The 16,017-nt window shown below is 44.3% G+C and carries 15 protein-coding genes; 12 read left to right on the top strand and 3 right to left on the bottom strand.

The features are described from left to right. Positions 1–49 precede the first annotated feature (49 nt). From GJB61_RS05455 to GJB61_RS05410, 10 genes are all read left to right on the top strand, one after another. A complete protein-coding gene (locus GJB61_RS05455; protein WP_229521491.1) occupies positions 50–511 on the top strand; it encodes a putative immunity protein in 462 nt (153 codons plus the stop codon). A 21-nt stretch (positions 512–532) separates the two neighbouring features. Further along, on the top strand, positions 533–871 hold the full coding sequence (locus tag GJB61_RS05450) for an ArsR/SmtB family transcription factor (RefSeq protein WP_154117465.1): 339 nt from the start codon (positions 533–535) through the stop codon (positions 869–871). A gap of 16 nt (positions 872–887) precedes the next feature. Next, on the top strand, positions 888–1,391 hold the full coding sequence (locus GJB61_RS05445; protein WP_154117464.1) for an SRPBCC family protein: 504 nt from the start codon (positions 888–890) through the stop codon (positions 1,389–1,391). A gap of 190 nt (positions 1,392–1,581) precedes the next feature. Further along, positions 1,582–3,048 (top strand): amidase family protein, encoded by a 1,467-nt coding sequence (locus GJB61_RS05440; protein WP_154117463.1) that lies wholly within the window; start codon positions 1,582–1,584, stop codon positions 3,046–3,048. A gap of 130 nt (positions 3,049–3,178) precedes the next feature. Next, positions 3,179–3,583, top strand: coding sequence for a GNAT family N-acetyltransferase (locus tag GJB61_RS05435; RefSeq protein ID WP_154117462.1), 405 nt, complete (start codon positions 3,179–3,181; stop codon positions 3,581–3,583). 333 nt (positions 3,584–3,916) lie between these two features. Next, positions 3,917–5,005: a multiple monosaccharide ABC transporter substrate-binding protein gene (gene chvE, locus GJB61_RS05430; RefSeq protein ID WP_154117461.1), complete on the top strand. Its 1,089-nt coding sequence runs from the start codon at positions 3,917–3,919 to the stop codon at positions 5,003–5,005. Between the two features lie 109 nt (positions 5,006–5,114). After that, positions 5,115–6,644 carry a multiple monosaccharide ABC transporter ATP-binding protein gene (gene mmsA / locus GJB61_RS05425; RefSeq protein ID WP_154117460.1) on the top strand — a complete coding sequence of 510 codons (1,530 nt, stop codon included), beginning with the start codon at positions 5,115–5,117 and terminating at the stop codon, positions 6,642–6,644. 6 nt (positions 6,645–6,650) lie between these two features. Beyond that, positions 6,651–7,814 (top strand): multiple monosaccharide ABC transporter permease, encoded by a 1,164-nt coding sequence (gene mmsB, locus GJB61_RS05420; protein ID WP_154117459.1) that lies wholly within the window; start codon positions 6,651–6,653, stop codon positions 7,812–7,814. A 254-nt stretch (positions 7,815–8,068) separates the two neighbouring features. Continuing rightward, positions 8,069–8,737: a TraX family protein gene (locus GJB61_RS05415; protein ID WP_154117458.1), complete on the top strand. Its 669-nt coding sequence runs from the start codon at positions 8,069–8,071 to the stop codon at positions 8,735–8,737. Positions 8,738–8,830: 93 nt separating this feature from the next. Next, entirely contained in the window at positions 8,831–10,348 is a 1,518-nt protein-coding gene (locus tag GJB61_RS05410) for a copper amine oxidase N-terminal domain-containing protein (protein WP_154117457.1), read from the top strand. A 119-nt stretch (positions 10,349–10,467) separates the two neighbouring features. Here GJB61_RS05410 and GJB61_RS05405 read toward each other — a convergent pair whose 3' ends face one another. Continuing rightward, complete coding sequence (locus GJB61_RS05405) at positions 10,468–11,883, bottom strand: metallophosphoesterase (protein ID WP_154117456.1); 1,416 nt, start codon at positions 11,881–11,883, stop codon at positions 10,468–10,470. 225 nt (positions 11,884–12,108) lie between these two features. Between GJB61_RS05405 and GJB61_RS05400 the strand changes: the two genes are divergently transcribed. Continuing rightward, positions 12,109–12,708, top strand: a complete 600-nt coding sequence (locus GJB61_RS05400; protein WP_154117455.1) for a nitroreductase family protein — start codon at positions 12,109–12,111, stop codon at positions 12,706–12,708. A 91-nt stretch (positions 12,709–12,799) separates the two neighbouring features. Here the strand turns inward: GJB61_RS05400 and GJB61_RS05395 are convergent, their stop codons facing one another. Then, a complete protein-coding gene (locus GJB61_RS05395; protein ID WP_154117454.1) occupies positions 12,800–13,999 on the bottom strand; it encodes a foldase protein PrsA in 1,200 nt (399 codons plus the stop codon). A gap of 301 nt (positions 14,000–14,300) precedes the next feature. Then, on the bottom strand, positions 14,301–14,639 hold the full coding sequence (locus GJB61_RS05390; protein WP_154117453.1) for a hypothetical protein: 339 nt from the start codon (positions 14,637–14,639) through the stop codon (positions 14,301–14,303). Between the two features lie 184 nt (positions 14,640–14,823). Here GJB61_RS05390 and GJB61_RS05385 point away from each other — a divergent pair, with 184 nt between their 5' ends. Beyond that, positions 14,824–15,942 carry a lactonase family protein gene (locus GJB61_RS05385; RefSeq protein WP_154117452.1) on the top strand — a complete coding sequence of 373 codons (1,119 nt, stop codon included), beginning with the start codon at positions 14,824–14,826 and terminating at the stop codon, positions 15,940–15,942. Positions 15,943–16,017 lie beyond the last annotated feature (75 nt).

The raw sequence follows: 16,017 nt of genomic DNA, 5'->3' as shown, positions 1-16,017 counted from the left end.
GAGAATAGTGATTAATCATAGGAATTAATATAGGGGGATTACATTGGCCATGGGGAAAGTGAAGTTCATAGACACAAACATAAGTAAGGTGATTGCAGAGCTTGCGAGCAAGTGTGATCATCGAACATTGGTGCTTTGGGCTACGGACTGTTCCGAGCATGTACTCTTCTATTTTGAGGAGAAGAACCTGACAGATAACCGACCTCGCCAAGCAATCGAAGCAGGACGTGCCTGGGCGCGTGGTGAGATCGCGATGAGTGAAGCGCGTACTGCTGCGTTTGCTGCCCATGCCGCTGCGCGAGAAATCCTTGAAGCTGCAGCATGTGCTGCTGCCCGATCCGCCGGTCACGCCGCAGCAACCGCCCATGTTGCAAGTCATGCGGTACATGCCGCTACTTACGCAGCCAAAGCTGCTACCTACACCTCGGAACTCGCTGATGCCAATGCCAACAATGCCAAGGAACGTAACTGGCAATATCAACAGTTGTTCGATTTGGGAGCATATCATTAGAGTTTGGAGTGGATTTGGTTTATGAATGTTATGATTTTTAGTGCTCTTGCCGAGCCTCACAGGTTAGCCATTATTGAACTTTTAAGTGAGGGCCCTTTACAGGTTGGTAATATTGCGGAACGACTTGAGCTCAGTCAACCCCAAGCTTCCAAACATCTCCGTGTTCTTACGAGTGTTGGTCTTGTTCAGGTGCAACCAGTTGCCAATAAACGAATATACAAACTGCGTCCCCAACCGCTGCAAGAGCTGGAGACTTGGCTCGAGACTTTCCGTCGCAGTTGGGATGAGAAGTTCGATAACCCGGAAACCTATCTGCATCAATTGCAAACCGCGGAAAATAATAAGGACCACTCAAAATAGTTGGGGAGGCTTACACATGGAAACGAAAATGGAAGAGAATGAATTGGTGATCACCCGGGTGGTGGACGCTCCACGCGATCTAGTGTTTAAGATGTGGTCCGAGGTCGAGCATCTAAAGAATTGGTGGGGACCCACGGGCTTCAAGATTGAAGTCGCTGTGATGGATTTTCGTCCAGGAGGCGTGTTCCACTACAACATGCAAGCCCCTGATGGAGATGAGATGTGGGGGAAGTTTGTATATCACGAAATTGAGTCACCTTCAAAGATCGTATTTGTTAACTCTTTTTCAGATCCGGAAGGCAACATCGTTCGCGCCTCATTCAGCGCATCATTTCCATTGGAAATATACAATCACTTGACCTTAACTGAATCAGAAGGCAAAACTACATTAACCCTGCGCGGTGGTCCGATCAATGTGTCAGACGAAGAGCTGAACTTTTTCAAAGGCATGTTCGACTCTATGAAACAAGGATTCGGAGCAACCTTCGATCAACTTGACGAATATTTAGCAAAGGTTTGATCGTCAGAAGACCCTATTCTACTCGTCGTATTCGAGTGGATAGGGTCTTTTTCTCTCATCATCTAAAAAAGGGAAATTAAGGATTATGATCGAATATAAAGGATTAAGAAAATATGAAATGAAACGACACAACGATTGACCGAACATATCCAAAGATAAGTTTGAATAATATGCTAATTGGGGCGTGTGTATGAAAAAAGATCTTTTTAAGCTGAACATCGATGTAGAAGATGCAAGTATATTGGAGTTACAGGACGCGATGGAGAATGGGAAAATTACTTCTAGAGAATTGTTTTTTTTTTATTTATCCCGTATCGCGATATATGATCAGGATGGTCCTTACATAAATTCCATTATGGAAATGAATCCAGATGCTATTTTCATTGCGGAGGCACTTGATCTAGAACGGCAACGTAAAGGTAGTAGAGGGCCACTTCATGGTATTCCGATTCTAGTGAAGGATAATATCGAAACCGGAGACAAGATGCGTACAAGTGCTGGAGCCTTAGCCTTGGCCCAGCATGTAAGTACGGAGGATGCTTTCCTGATCCGGCGGCTAAGAGAATCCGGAGCCATCATTTTGGGTAAGACGAATATGACAGAATGGGCTAACGGTGTTTCCTCAACGATGTGGGCAGGTTATAGTTCGAAAGGTGGTCAGGTAGCGCACCCGTATGGCGATTTTTTCGTAGGTGGATCCAGTACTGGATCGGCCGCTGCTGTTGCTATGAGTTTTGCAGCAGCGGCGATAGGCACAGAAACCTCTGCTTCTATTCTTAGTCCGGCTATACAAATGTCTATCGTTGGCATTAAACCGACTGTTGGCTTAATTAGCCGCTCAGGCCTTATTCCTTTTTCCTATTCACAAGATACGGCTGGGCCGGTGGCAAGGACGGTTTCGGATGCGGCAGTTCTGCTTAGTGCATTAGTTGGGAGAGATGAGCAAGACCCAGCAACATGGCGTAATGAAAGCAATATACAGGACTATACTGCATTCTTGGACAAGGAAGGATTACATGGAGTGAGAATTGGGGTCTTTTGCGAAGTGCCCAATTATGTTCGTGAATCTGGTGAGTATGATGAGGCGCTATTTAACCAAGCAGTCTCCGCATTGAGTAAAGCAGGAGCCGAAGTTGTAGAGAATATCGACATTCCTTCATTCCATGGGCCATGGAAGTGGAACAAGATGAATTTAGAATTCAAACATGGAGTAGAAAATTATTTGCAGCGTCTTCCGGCACAATTGCCCATCCATTCGTTGTCTGAACTTATCGATTGGAATGTAGAGCATGCTGATAAAGCCCTGAAATATGGTCAAGATTTATTGGAATTCCGGGAGGGGTTAACAGATCCCCTAAAAAATAAGGACTACATTATGGAATCAATAATGGATTTATATCTTGCCCAGAATGAAGGAATTGATTATGCGATAAACCGTAATCAATTAGATGCAATAATGTTTCCAGCATATATTGGAGCGGATATATGTGCGCGAGCCGGTTATCCATCCATTGCTATCCCCGCGGGGTATAGAGCGAACGGCAGACCTTTTGGCATTACTTTTGCCGGAAAAGCATTTACCGAACCTACCCTAATACGCATTGCCTATTCTTTTGAACAAATAACGAAATTTCGCAAAAAGCCTGTTTTTAACTAATGGATGACATGCGCATAAACACAAAAATTTCTTCAAACACTCCATTATTCATATACCTATTTAAAGGTAAACTGACTTATAGGAAGCAATTTGTATCCTAGAGACAAATTCCGATGAAGGTAGGTATGAGATGAGCATCCGTTACGCTTCGAATATTGAGGTTATCACTAAGGAGGCACTTCAAGAGTTATTTCTTTCGGTAGAGTGGGAATCAGGAAAACACCCAAATGACCTTATCCAAGCGATTAAAGGATCTCATTCGATTGTTGCGGCTTGGGATGGAGATAAGCTCGTCGGTCTAGTAAATGCTCTGTCCGATGATGTTTTAACCGTATATTTCCATTACATGCTTATCAATCCTAGTTATCAGGGTGAAGGAATAGGTAAGGAAATGATGGACATTATGCTTGATAGATATAAAAGATGTAAAACGAAAGTACTAATTTCTTATCTGAGTGCAGTGGATTTTTATCATAAATGTGGCTTTTCCAAAGAGGATGGAGCCACGCCTATGTTTATTTCAGAGTTGGTTTGATTCAACTCGCGGGATACATTAGCTCAATAACACGGCGGTAGTCTAGAACTTCATTTTCTGTCCACAATCAGCGCGATGTCGAAGCATACTCATTACTAAACTTTATTTTATCCAAAAACAGCCAGTCTCCTAGCAATGGGAGACTGGCTGTTTGCCGTTATAGCGCACATTAAATCCCATTCATGTAAACGCTATCAAAAAAGGTTCGTTTTTTATAAAAACAGTAGTTTCATTGTAAATACTATACAAGCCCCCTCTTGCTATACTCAACTTGTCAAACAGGGAGAACGTTCCCCGTAGGGGCAACAGAATAGTTCAGGGGGTTGTGAAGGAATGAAAAAATATTCGTTAATAATGTTGACGTTGGCACTCGTACTCATTTTATCTGCATGTGGTAATAACAACAGTTCAAGTGGAGGCTCCAATGGAGCCAGCGGCAAGGTGGGTATTGCGATGCCTACGAAATCCTCAGAGCGTTGGGTGAATGACGGCAATAATATGGTGAAGGAGTTCGAGAAGCTGGGTTACAGCACGGACCTGCAATACGCTGAGGATGTCGTGGAGAATCAGGTTTCTCAAATTGAGAACATGATCACCAAAGGTGTAAATGCAATTGTAATCGCTTCAATTGACGGTGAAGCCCTGACGGATGTCCTGCAAAAAGCGCATGATGCCAACGTTAAGATTATCGCTTATGACCGTTTGATCAAAAAAAGTGAATATGTCGATTACTATGCGACTTTTGATAACTTCAAGGTTGGCGTGCTGCAAGGCTCTTACATTGAAGAGAAGCTGGGCCTGAAGGATGGCAAGGGACCTTTTAACATCGAACTGTTCGGCGGATCGCCAGATGATAATAATGCTTACTTCTTCTTTGATGGTGCGATGTCTATCCTGAAGCCTTACATTGATTCAGGCAAACTTGTAGTTCGCAGTAAACAGCTAACTATGGATCAAGTAGCGACTCTTCGCTGGGACGGTGCTGCGGCTCAATCGCGTATGGATAACCTGCTGAGTGCCAACTATGCCAGCGATAATCTGGATGCTGTGCTTTCTCCCTATGATGGCATCAGTATTGGGGTACTATCCTCACTTAAAGGGATTGGCTACGGTTCTGGTGACAAGAAGCTACCGGTTGTAACAGGACAGGATGCGGAGCTTGCTTCCGCAAAGTCGATCCTCGCCGGAGAACAGACACAAACTGTGTTTAAGGATACGCGTGAACTGGCTAAAAAAGCGGTTGATATGACAGAGAGTGTGCTCAAAGGAACAGAAGCTGAAGTGAATGATACTACAACCTATGACAATGGCGTGAAAATAGTCCCTTCGTATCTGCTGGAACCCGTATCTGTAGATGCAACTAATGTAGATAAGGTCCTTGTAGAGAGTGGTTACTACACCAAAGCTGAGCTTGGTGAATAATCAATTGAAATTCTTATAACCTGTGTGCGGCGGCAGTCTTTGCGGTCTTTATTGAAGGCTGCCAGCCGCATTCATGATTACAGTCACTTTTGAAAGCTGGGTGAGAAGCATGGCAGACTATATTATGGAGATGAAAAGCATTACGAAGACATTCCCCGGCGTGAAAGCGCTCAGTAATGTGAACCTGAAGGTGAAGGAAGGCGAAATTCACGCCTTATGTGGAGAGAATGGGGCCGGCAAATCCACTTTGATGAAGGTGCTTAGCGGTGTTTATCCGGTGGGAACGTATGAGGGAGATATTTTATTTAAAGATCAGGTTTGCCAGTTCAAAGATATTAAGGATAGTGAAAGTCTCGGGATTGTCATTATTCATCAGGAGTTGGCACTGATTCCGTATTTGTCGATTTCGGAGAACATCTTCCTGGGCAATGAACAGGCTAAGCACGGGGTGATCAACTGGAATGAAACGACGGTGAAGACCACAGAGCTGCTGCAAACCGTCGGCCTCAAGGAATCGCCGTCTACAAAGGTATCGACGATAGGTGTTGGCAAGCAGCAACTGGTTGAGATCGCCAAAGCGCTCTCCAAGGAGGTCAAGCTGCTCATTCTCGATGAACCAACTGCGGCCCTGAATGAGGATGATAGTGAGAACCTGCTGGAGCTGATTCTGGCGCTGAAGAAGCGAGGGATTTCCTCCATTATCATTTCACATAAATTGAACGAAATCGAGAAGGTAGCGGATTCTGTAACGATACTGCGCGATGGACAAACCATTCAGACTCTGGATATGAAACAAGATCAAGTCACTGAGGATGTCATTATTAAAGGTATGGTCGGCCGCGACCTGACCAATCGGTATCCAGACCGTACTCCGGATATCGGAGAGACTATTTTCGAGATCCGGGACTGGGAGGTTTATCATCCGACACAGCAGGACCGCAAGATGCTGGATAAGATCAATATGCATATCCGCCGCGGTGAAGTAGTCGGCATTGCTGGACTCATGGGCGCGGGACGAACGGAATTGGCGATGAGCGTGTTTGGGAGAGCTTACGGCAAGCGGATCAGTGGCCAAGTGTTTATGCATGGCAAGGAAGTTTTTTTGACGGATATCAATAAAGCAATAGAGAATGGTTTGGCCTATGTGACCGAGGATCGGAAGCAATACGGGCTGATTCTGATCGAGGATATTAAACGGAATATTTCCCTGAGTAATCTGAAGAAGCTGTCGCGTCACGGCATCATTAATGAGAATGAGGAAGTGCTGGTAGCGGAGGAATATCGGAAGAAGCTAAACATCAAGACACCTAGCATTTTGCAGAAAACAGTGAATCTCAGCGGCGGAAATCAGCAAAAGGTAGTGCTCAGCAAATGGATCTATGCGCAGCCGGATATTCTCATCCTGGACGAACCTACGCGCGGAATTGACGTTGGTGCCAAATACGAGATCTATTCGATCATCAATAAGCTAGCGGCCGAAGGCAAAGGTGTACTGGTCATTTCCTCTGAACTGCCCGAGATCATCGGCATGTGCGACCGGATCTATATGATGTGTGAAGGGCGGATTACCGGTGAGGTGGAACGGCAGGATGCAACGCAGGAGACTTTGATGAAATATATGACACGAAGCAGGGGGTAGCACCGCATGGGAGCCATTAACGAATTATTCAAAAGGAATATCCGCCAATACGGCATGATTATTGCATTAATCTTTATCTCCATTTTCTTTCAAATCCTTACGGACGGCATTCTGTTGAAGCCGCTAAACGTTACGAATCTTATTCTGCAAAATAGCTACATTCTTGTGCTGGCAATTGGTATGGTACTGGTCATTATTACTGGGCATATCGACCTTTCGGTCGGTTCCGTGGCCGCCTTTATCGGCGCACTTTCAGCGATTATGATGGTGAAGATGGATATGAATCCGGTGCTTGCGGTATTTCTGTCTTTGCTCATGGGCGCCATCGTGGGTGCATGGCAGGGCTTCTGGGTTGCTTATGTCAAAATACCAGCGTTCATCGTGACCCTAGCCGGGATGCTATTGTTCCGCGGGTTGACGATGATCGTACTGAACGGCCAATCCATCGCTCCTTTCCCAAAATCTTTCCAAAAGATCAGCTCCGGCTTCATCCCGGATGTATTCGGGGGAAGCTCACAGCATCTGCTAACGCTGATACTCGGTATTCTTTTATCTTTAGTTGTAATCTATCAAGAGTTCAGAACTCGCAGGACTACCGTGAAATATGGTTTTGAGCAGGGTTCGGTCTGGCTCTCTGTGGCCAAAGCTGCAGCGCTGATTATAATTATTAACCTATTTACCTTTGTGCTGGCTCAATATAACGGGATTCCTAATATACTAATCATTCTGCTCGTTCTGATAGTAATCTACTCCTTTGTCATGAACCGGATGACCATGGGCCGGCATATTTACGCACTGGGTGGCAATGAGAAAGCGGCTAGTCTATCTGGTGTCAAAACCAAACGCGTTACCTTCTGGGTGTTCGTTAACATGGGCGTAATGGCTGCGTTATGTGGCCTCGTCTTTGCTGCCCGTCTGAATTCGGCAACTCCTAAAGCGGGTACTAACTTTGAGCTCGATGCCATCGCCGCCTGCTTTATCGGTGGAGCATCAGCATCCGGTGGGATAGGAACGGTTGTCGGGGCTATAATCGGTGGTCTAGTCATGGGCGTAATGAACAACGGGATGTCGCTCGTCGGCCTTGGCGTGGATTGGCAGCAGGGGATCAAGGGACTTGTACTGCTGCTGGCTGTTGGGTTTGATATTTACAACAAGTCGAAGACAGCGTAAGAGAAGGATCGGAGACAGTCTGAATACTAGAGAATTAATAAGGCCGCTCCTCAGAATTTCTGGGGAGCGGCCTTTCTTTAAAGATATTTCTCGAAGAAACGGGTGACGTCTATATAAAGGACGGCACATCCGTTTCTTCTTACTGGCGGTAGAGAATGGTGGAGATGCTAAATCGGGAGCAGGTTGAGGCTTGCCTCAGTGCTTAATCTATTGGATAATAACATTCAAACATACTATTTTACAGGAGGTCTGAGATGCAGATTATCGCTATGCTGACTATGCTTATCGATCACGTAGGCTACATCTTTTTTCCGGGAGAGTTAGGCTGGCGATACATTGGGAGAATTGCTTTTCCAATCTACTGCTATACGTTAGTGCAAGGGCATATATATACTTCATCCAGACCTAAATATTTGCTAAGATTGCTGCTCATTGCTGTGATTGCCCAAGTCCCCTATAATCTGGCACTGGACCCGGGCGGATTAAATGTCGTGTTCACACTTCTATTGTCGGCAATAGTGCTGGTAGTATTAGATAAGGTACCTAATCCGTGGCTGGGCGCGCCGCTAGTGATTGCGGTCTGTATATTCATGGAATACTTCCCATTGGATTATAATGCTTATGGTCTGCTGCTGGTGCTGATATTCCGCTATGCCCGATCGTACTGGCTGGTGCTGGCCCATTTCCTGCTGAATATATTCTATCTGTTCTATAACGGCTGGTTGGTCCAGATGGTCAGTATTGTTCCAACGCTGCTGATCGTTATCGTACCTGTATTCTGGAAATATCTAGAGCGTCGGCGGCTCCCGCGTTGGGTGTGGTGGTCCTTTTATCCAGCACATTTAGCTTGTTTGGCAGTTGTTAAGTTTCTGGTTTACAAAGATTGGGTACATATTGATTGGCAGAGCTTAATAAACATGTAATCCCTTACATGGTTCTATAGTTTGATTTACAAATCCTGCCACTATTGATACAATGATAGGGTTTAACAAAATACAAGTTAGAGGAGAAATGCTATGAGGAAGATTAAAGCAAGAACAAAGTGGTTCGTTCCCTTCATCGCAATCCTGCTGATTCTCGCGGGCTGTCAATCCGTTGGAGGATTAGATGTCAACAAAGTATTGCTCGGTGATTTAGACGTAAAGTCCTCTGAGTCCAGCATGACCCTTTCCTTAAATGCTGTCCCTGCTGCAGGGATAAGTGCTGAAGACAAAGAAATAGTAGATCTTATTAATTCTTTCTCCTTAGATGTAAGCAATATGAAGCTGCAAGATAACGGCAATATTTCTGCCAAAGGGACTGTCGGTTACAAACAATTGAAGCTGCCCTTTACTTTTTTTATGGATAAGGAAGCTATAGTCTTTACGGTTGAAGGAGCCAAACAGCCCTTCTACTACCCGATCCAGAATGCTGAAGATATGGTGGGTATAGAAGGACTCGATCCTGCCAAAACAGAAGTTTTCTCTAAGCAACTCACCCAGTTTGTGGTTAAGAATCTGCTTAATCCAAGTGTGATTAACGTTTCCTCCGTGAATGAGGCTGTTTACGGTCAGTCTATGAACCTTACAAAGCTACATACTGAGGTGACTGGTGATGAGCTTCCGGCATTATTAAAGGGATTCCTTAAATCCATTTCGACGGATTCCGAAGGTTTTACTCAACTAATCAGTGGTCTCTATGACTACCTCTATCCAGTGATTCAGGCAGAAGATGTGGATCTGGGCGAGCTGCTTGGCCTGGGTGCGGGTCAAATACCTCTAGAGGATAAAGAGGCGGTTGTGACCGTTCTGCATGATGCAGCCAAGTTGGCTATTGATACAGTACTACTTGTATACGACAAACAGTTGGATAATCTGTACGAATCGACACCTGAGCTTAAGACGGTGCTCAGCAAAGATACAAAGCTGCAAGTAGATGTATTTGTGGATAGTGGACTTCATGTGCGTAAACAGAATATTGATCTGTTAGTTGCGCTTCCAGCGAGTGAGGATCTACCCTTGCAAAGTATTTCCTTTAAAGCAGAGAGTCAGATCTGGAATATTGGCGGGCCGGTAACAGCTGACGTTATCAGCACAGAGGGTGCACTTGATGTTTCTGCTTTACAGCTTACACCAGGTGAGACTTTGAGAAACTTTGAAGCAGGCTCGGATGTCCATCGCTTAATGAAAGAGGATTTCGGTATGACCAAAAAATCAATCGGGATTGCTCCTGATGACGATTATTATTATCCGCTGGTCGAAGGCAACACCACCTACGTGCCACTGCGGTATTTAGCAGAAGATTTGGATGCAACTGTAGAGTGGGATGCGGTGAACCATGCGATTAACGTTACCGAGGATGTGTATGGCGACAAGCTGGTATTCAAAATTGGTTCCTCCGTGGTTACCATTAACGGTGCTACTGTGAAGCTGGATCAACCGGTATTCGTTGACGAATACGGGGATGCCTATGTTCCACTTCGCCTGTTGGCAGAAGCGCTGCATGCTACTGTGGAGAAGGATGCGGATGGCTGGATTTACATTGAACGTGATTAGTTAAGAAGAAACGGCTTCGCCGTCCATACAAGGACGGCGAAGCCGTTTCTTCGAGAAAACCGTGTTCCCCAAACCGCAGAAAATGCGAGGGGAACACGGTTTTTTTTTGCTTTTTTATTCTACTGTGTGGTCAAAATAACCTGGAGTGACACATTGCTAGGTTCTTTATCAGCAGCCATACTACTAATATAGCCGGACAGGAAATTATCGGTTACACCTTCCCAAAGCTTAAAGCCTGGCAGTGCCTTAATGTCAGCGGAAGAACTTCCGGCTGTTCCGGCAAAATACCGCACATTCAGCTTGGACATCACCGTTGCCATCGACTGCTTCTCTGCCTCAGTGAACTTACTGTCCTTGAGACTTGTCATAGCTTTGTTGTAGGAGCTTGTTGCAAAGGTTTGTTCAGCATAAGCTTTAAAGTTTAAAAGGTTAGGATCAGTGCTCCCGTTAGCCTTAGCCCAGTCCTCGACATTGACTGTAGCCGTGTGGTAATTCACAGTTCTAGTGAGCGGGTCAAACGTCATGGCTCCATATTGATGTGGATTCACAGCTAACGCACCGGTCGAGATATCATATACCGGAGTTAGCGGAGGAGATGAAGAGTCATCCTTGCCTACAACCGGATCTCGGCGGATATCCTGCAAATGAACATGTCCTGACAGCACTAAGTTTAGTCCATTCTTGCGCAGAACCTTCATGGTCTCCTGACTATTATTGAGCTTAAAGCCGGCAATTGACAAGGAAGTGTGGTCCAACAGATTGTGGTGGAAGACCGTAATTATAGAGGCATGTTCCTTGGCTGCAAGCTTCACACATTCATCAATCCACGAGAGCGTGGATGCGGCCACCCGCCCATCCGTTTGTGGAAATCCGTACTTTTGGTTGTTATTATATTGACTGCTGTCAATCATGAGCAGCATTAAACCAGGAGCCGCTTTAACGACATAGCTGAGCGTTTCCTTGTCACGGGAAAGAGCTTCATTATAGCCGAAATCGCTATAGAGATCAGTGAAGTCCTTATCGGTTATGGAATCGGCAATGATCTGCTTATTCGCCTTAAAGGATCTTGCCCAAGGGTTAAACAAGTCATGATTTCCGGGAATTACATAGACGGAGGTTCCCAACTTCTCTATCCGCTTTAGCTTAGCTGTTAATTTCTCATGGCTGCTCTTTTCACCGTTGTTCGTTAGATCTCCGCTCAGGATAATGAACTTCGGTTTCTGCTGCTCTACGTCCCTTACCAAGGATTCGGCGATTTCATCACTGTAGGGCAGCATTTTACCATCACCACCAGTGACATAGGTCTGAAAAGCCTGTCCGTCATCATGGAGCCCTTTATCCAGATAATGAACATCGGTAGCCACCCAGAAGGATATGGGATCTTTGTTATTACCTTCTGATTTCTCTGAATTTAAAAGAGAAGAATTTGTGACTTTACAGCCACTAATAACCAGGCTCAAGGAAAGTAAGAGCAATACCGCAAAAATAGTTGTTTTATTCTTCAAATTAAAGTCTTTTCGCAATAAGAATTTCATGCTTTATACCTTCTTTCAGCATTTTCGCTGAATCATTGTAGCCTATAAATAGGCTGTTTGTATATGGTTGGTGTCGAGCGAATAATTAAACGTATTTCAGTAATAATAAAAGTTGGCGGTTTGTATACCCGACCCAAAAAGTTGTGTATAGGGATTGTAATTCCAGAAAAAAAGTGTTAAGATATATAAAAGTTAGTTACTAAATTAAACGGAGGTAGTTATTTTATGTCTAAGAATTTTTTTGAAGCGGTCAAAGGTAGACGTTCCGTATATGCGATCAGCAAAGAATCCACAGTATCCGATGCTAAGATTCAGGAAATTGTTGAAGAGGCAGTACTACATAGCCCAACTTCATTCAACTCCCAAACCTCGAGAGCGGTTGTCCTTCTGGGAGAGCAACATGATAAACTCTGGGATATCACTGCAGAAGCACTCCGCAAAATTGTTCCAACAGAACAGTTCGAAGGTACTGCTCAGAAATTGGCTTCTTTCAAGGCTGGTTACGGTTCCGTATTGTTCTTTGAAGATCAAGTAGGCGTAAAGCAGCTGCAGGAGAACTTTGCTCTCTATGCTGATAACTTTCCAATCTGGTCTAACCAGTCTTCTGGTATTCTACAGTTTGTAGTATGGACAGCACTTGCTGAAGAAGGACTTGGTGCTTCACTGCAGCATTACAACCCGCTGATTGATGAAGATGTGAAGAAAGAGTGGGGCATTCCGGCAGAATGGAAGCTGATTGCTGAATTGCCATTCGGTAAACCCGTTACTGCACCCGGTGAAAAAGAATTCCAGCCGATCGAAGAACGCGTAAAAGTGTTTAAATAAGCAATATTGGGTTTGAAATATCTATAACAAGCACAAAAAAAGCAGGACAGGCGAATTAACGCTTGTCCTGCTTTTTGGAATAATTATTTCTTTATTTAGCTGGTGCTTCTGTAGCTTCGGCTGCTGCAGGGTCTGCACTTGCATCTGGAGCAGCAGATGCGTCAGCTGCTTTGGCGTCTGTAAGAGTATTAGTGATTTTGGATTTAGTTGTTAAATCCTGCAACCATGTTGCGGATAGCTCAGAAACTTTTTGCGAGATAAGAGCTTTGGTGATATCCGCTTTCTTTTCTTCCATAGTGTAATTATGAGCATCTTTATGGTCAGTCACTTTAATAATGTGATAGCCATATTGGCTTTTTACTGCGCCGCTTGTTTCGCCTACTTTAAGCTTAAAGGCAGCGTCGGAGAAATCAGGGTCCATATCTGAACGTTTAAAGAAGTCCAAGTCACCGCCGTTATCCTTAGAACCTGTATCAGAAGACTTTTCTTTAGCAAGTGCGGCAAAGTCCGCGCCATCCTTCAGTTGTTTAAGAATTGCGTCTGCTTCTTCTTTGGTTGCTACAAGGATATGGGAAGCGCGTACTTCTTCTTCAGTGTTATAAGTAGCTTTGTTTGTATCATAATAAGTTTTGATATCCGCATCCGTTATTTTTACCTGCGGTTCAAGAATCTTACGAATTTGTACTTGCAAAGGCATTTGTTTCTTCAGATCGTCAATAGTCATTGAGCTCTGTTCCAAAGCGGAGTTCAGGGCAGCTTCACCACCGAATTGCGTTTTAAGATCTTCAATCTCAGCAGTGACATCTGCGTCAGTCACAGTAATATTCGCTTTTTTGGCTTCTTGATCTACGAGAGTAGTTGTAATCAGTGATTGCAGTGTAGTTTCTCCGCCAGCTTCTACCAGTTTATCGTAAAGTTGTTGTTTTGTAATATCAGTTCCGTTAACCGATGCAACAGCTGCTTTGCTGTCATCTGTTTGGAAAGGGGGTTTGATCAGAACGATGATGAGTACTGCTGCCAGAACGATCGATGCGATCATCCAGCCCTTATTGCTTCTGGAGGAAGCGGAAGGGGGTGCAGGAGGCGTTGGTTCACCAACTTTACTCATTACGGGAACACTTTCCTCGATGTCTGTAACCAAGGGTTCTGGCGTATCTTGAAGCTCTTCAGTTGCTGGAGAGGGGGTAGTATCCTCAATAGCTTCAAGATTTTCATTTTCGGAAGCGTTGAGTTCTTCCGTCGTTCCGTTGTTCTCCAAGTGTTCATTTTCATTCAGATCTTTTTTGTCCATTATAATTAATGACTCCCTTCAATATAGGTGTTGCCTGTCTTTCTACAACTTTACCAGAAATCAAGATCTCAAACCTTAAGAAAGTATAAAAAAGCACATATACTTTTTAAGTATTCATTAAGAAAAGAAAAAAAGCTGGAAATAGCATGATAAACCATGCGTTTCCGGCCTTTGCTGGAAATATAAGAATTTATACGCTTCACGCAATAACTTATCTTTATATTTCTCGCAGAAACGGCTAAGTCGTCCTGTATTAGGACGGCTTAGCCGTTTCTGCTTAAGGCAGCGGTAAAGGTAACTCTTAAGAATGAAGATTTCTAAGTAGATGACGGATACTTTCCTGTTTCCGTCTAGGGACACGGACATTTTTGGCGTAAAGGCCCTTCTCTCCAAAATAAACACAGTCTTCTTCAATAGAGCTGATCTTGTTCAAATTTACATAACAGCCACCATAAACATGATAATAACTAGAACTTAGCAATAAGCGGTTTAGTTGCTCGGCAGTCATTCTCTTTTTAATGTTATAATTTCTGCCGTGAAAAATGACCAAATCATGGTCTCCGACCTTAAAGAACAGAATGTCCGTTTCCACCTCGAAGTCCTCATACACATTTTTGGCTTCCAGCAGGATGCTACTCATTCTTGTTCCCCCTTTTTTCAAAATAAAATATTATGTTAGCGCTTTCATCATAGCACATGGTTTTGGGTTTGAGAAGCCTTATTTTTTAAATGTTTTATGACATTTTAAACGTAGTATTTGTCATAGACGGAGAAAAAATGTAGATTATATAGAAGGTAGCTGACCTTAGAGGAGGAAATTTGAAATGAATGAGCGTTCTAAATTGTTATTATTTACGGGCTCCTATGCAAGTGCTACGGAGAGTGGAGTACAAGTATTTGAATTCGATGGGGAAGCCGGAGGAACGATAACGCTATTAAATACCGTTGAAGGGATTACAAATCCTACCTTCATTAATGTAGATCCTGTTAATATGCGATTATATGCAATCGGAGAGACACCAAATGGAGAAGGAGGCAAGCAAGGGGAGGTTGTTTCTTTTGCCATCGATCCTCAGACCGGGAAATTGAGTGAGCTGAAGCGTATTCCAACCATGCCTGCTGAAGGTAAAGTCCAAACAACGACTTGCCATATTTCACGGGATTTAGAGAACCAATATGTAGTGGTATGCAGTTATCATGGTGGGAAAATTGGCCTGGTGTCATTAGATGAGCAAGGGAATCCTCTTTCATTAACTGATGTAGCGGTACATACCGGTCATGGCGCTCATCCGGAACGTCAGGATCGTCCACATCCGCATTCCGCTGTATTCAGTCCGGACGGACGTTATTTGTTTGTCTCTGATCTTGGACTTGATCTGATTCGATCCTATACGATTAATAGAGAGCAGCAGACTTTCGAAGCTCAGCATGATACGATACTTCATCCAGGGGCAGGCCCACGCCATTTTGTCTTTCATCCAGATGAGAAATCAGCCTATGTGATTAATGAGGTGGATTCTACAATTACATCGTTTACCTATGACAGCGCAAAAGGAACTCTGCACACGGCTGTAACTGTGTCGACTCTGCCGGCCGATTATGATTCTAAAGAAGAAAACACGTGTGCGGAAATAGCATTGTCAGAGGACGGGCGTTTTCTGTACGGTTCCAATCGTGGACATGACAGCATTGTTGTTTTTGCAGTAGATGCTGGCTCCGCAGGGCTTACCTTTGTCGAACATATATCTACATTAGGAGGTCACCCGCGTCATTTCACATTAACACCGGATAGTCGTTACCTTATCGTTGCTAATCGTGATGCTAACAATCTGGTGGTGTTCTCGAGAGATCCCAAGAGTGGCAGACTTCTGTATACGGAAAATATGGCGGAGGTATCCAAGCCGGTATGTGTGAGAATAGGTGTATTTCCGGCTACGCATTGACAGCCTGAGAGCTGACAAAGGGAACACCGGGTTCTTATTCCGGTGTTCCCTTTGGGTTGATGGGCTAGTGAAGGT

It is taken from the genome of Paenibacillus monticola (assembly GCF_009664975.1).
Taxonomy (GTDB): Bacteria; Bacillota; Bacilli; order Paenibacillales; family Paenibacillaceae; genus Paenibacillus_AQ; species Paenibacillus_AQ monticola.
The sequence above is the reverse complement of the archived record's forward strand: the minus strand, read 5'-3'. Positions and strand labels throughout refer to the sequence as shown.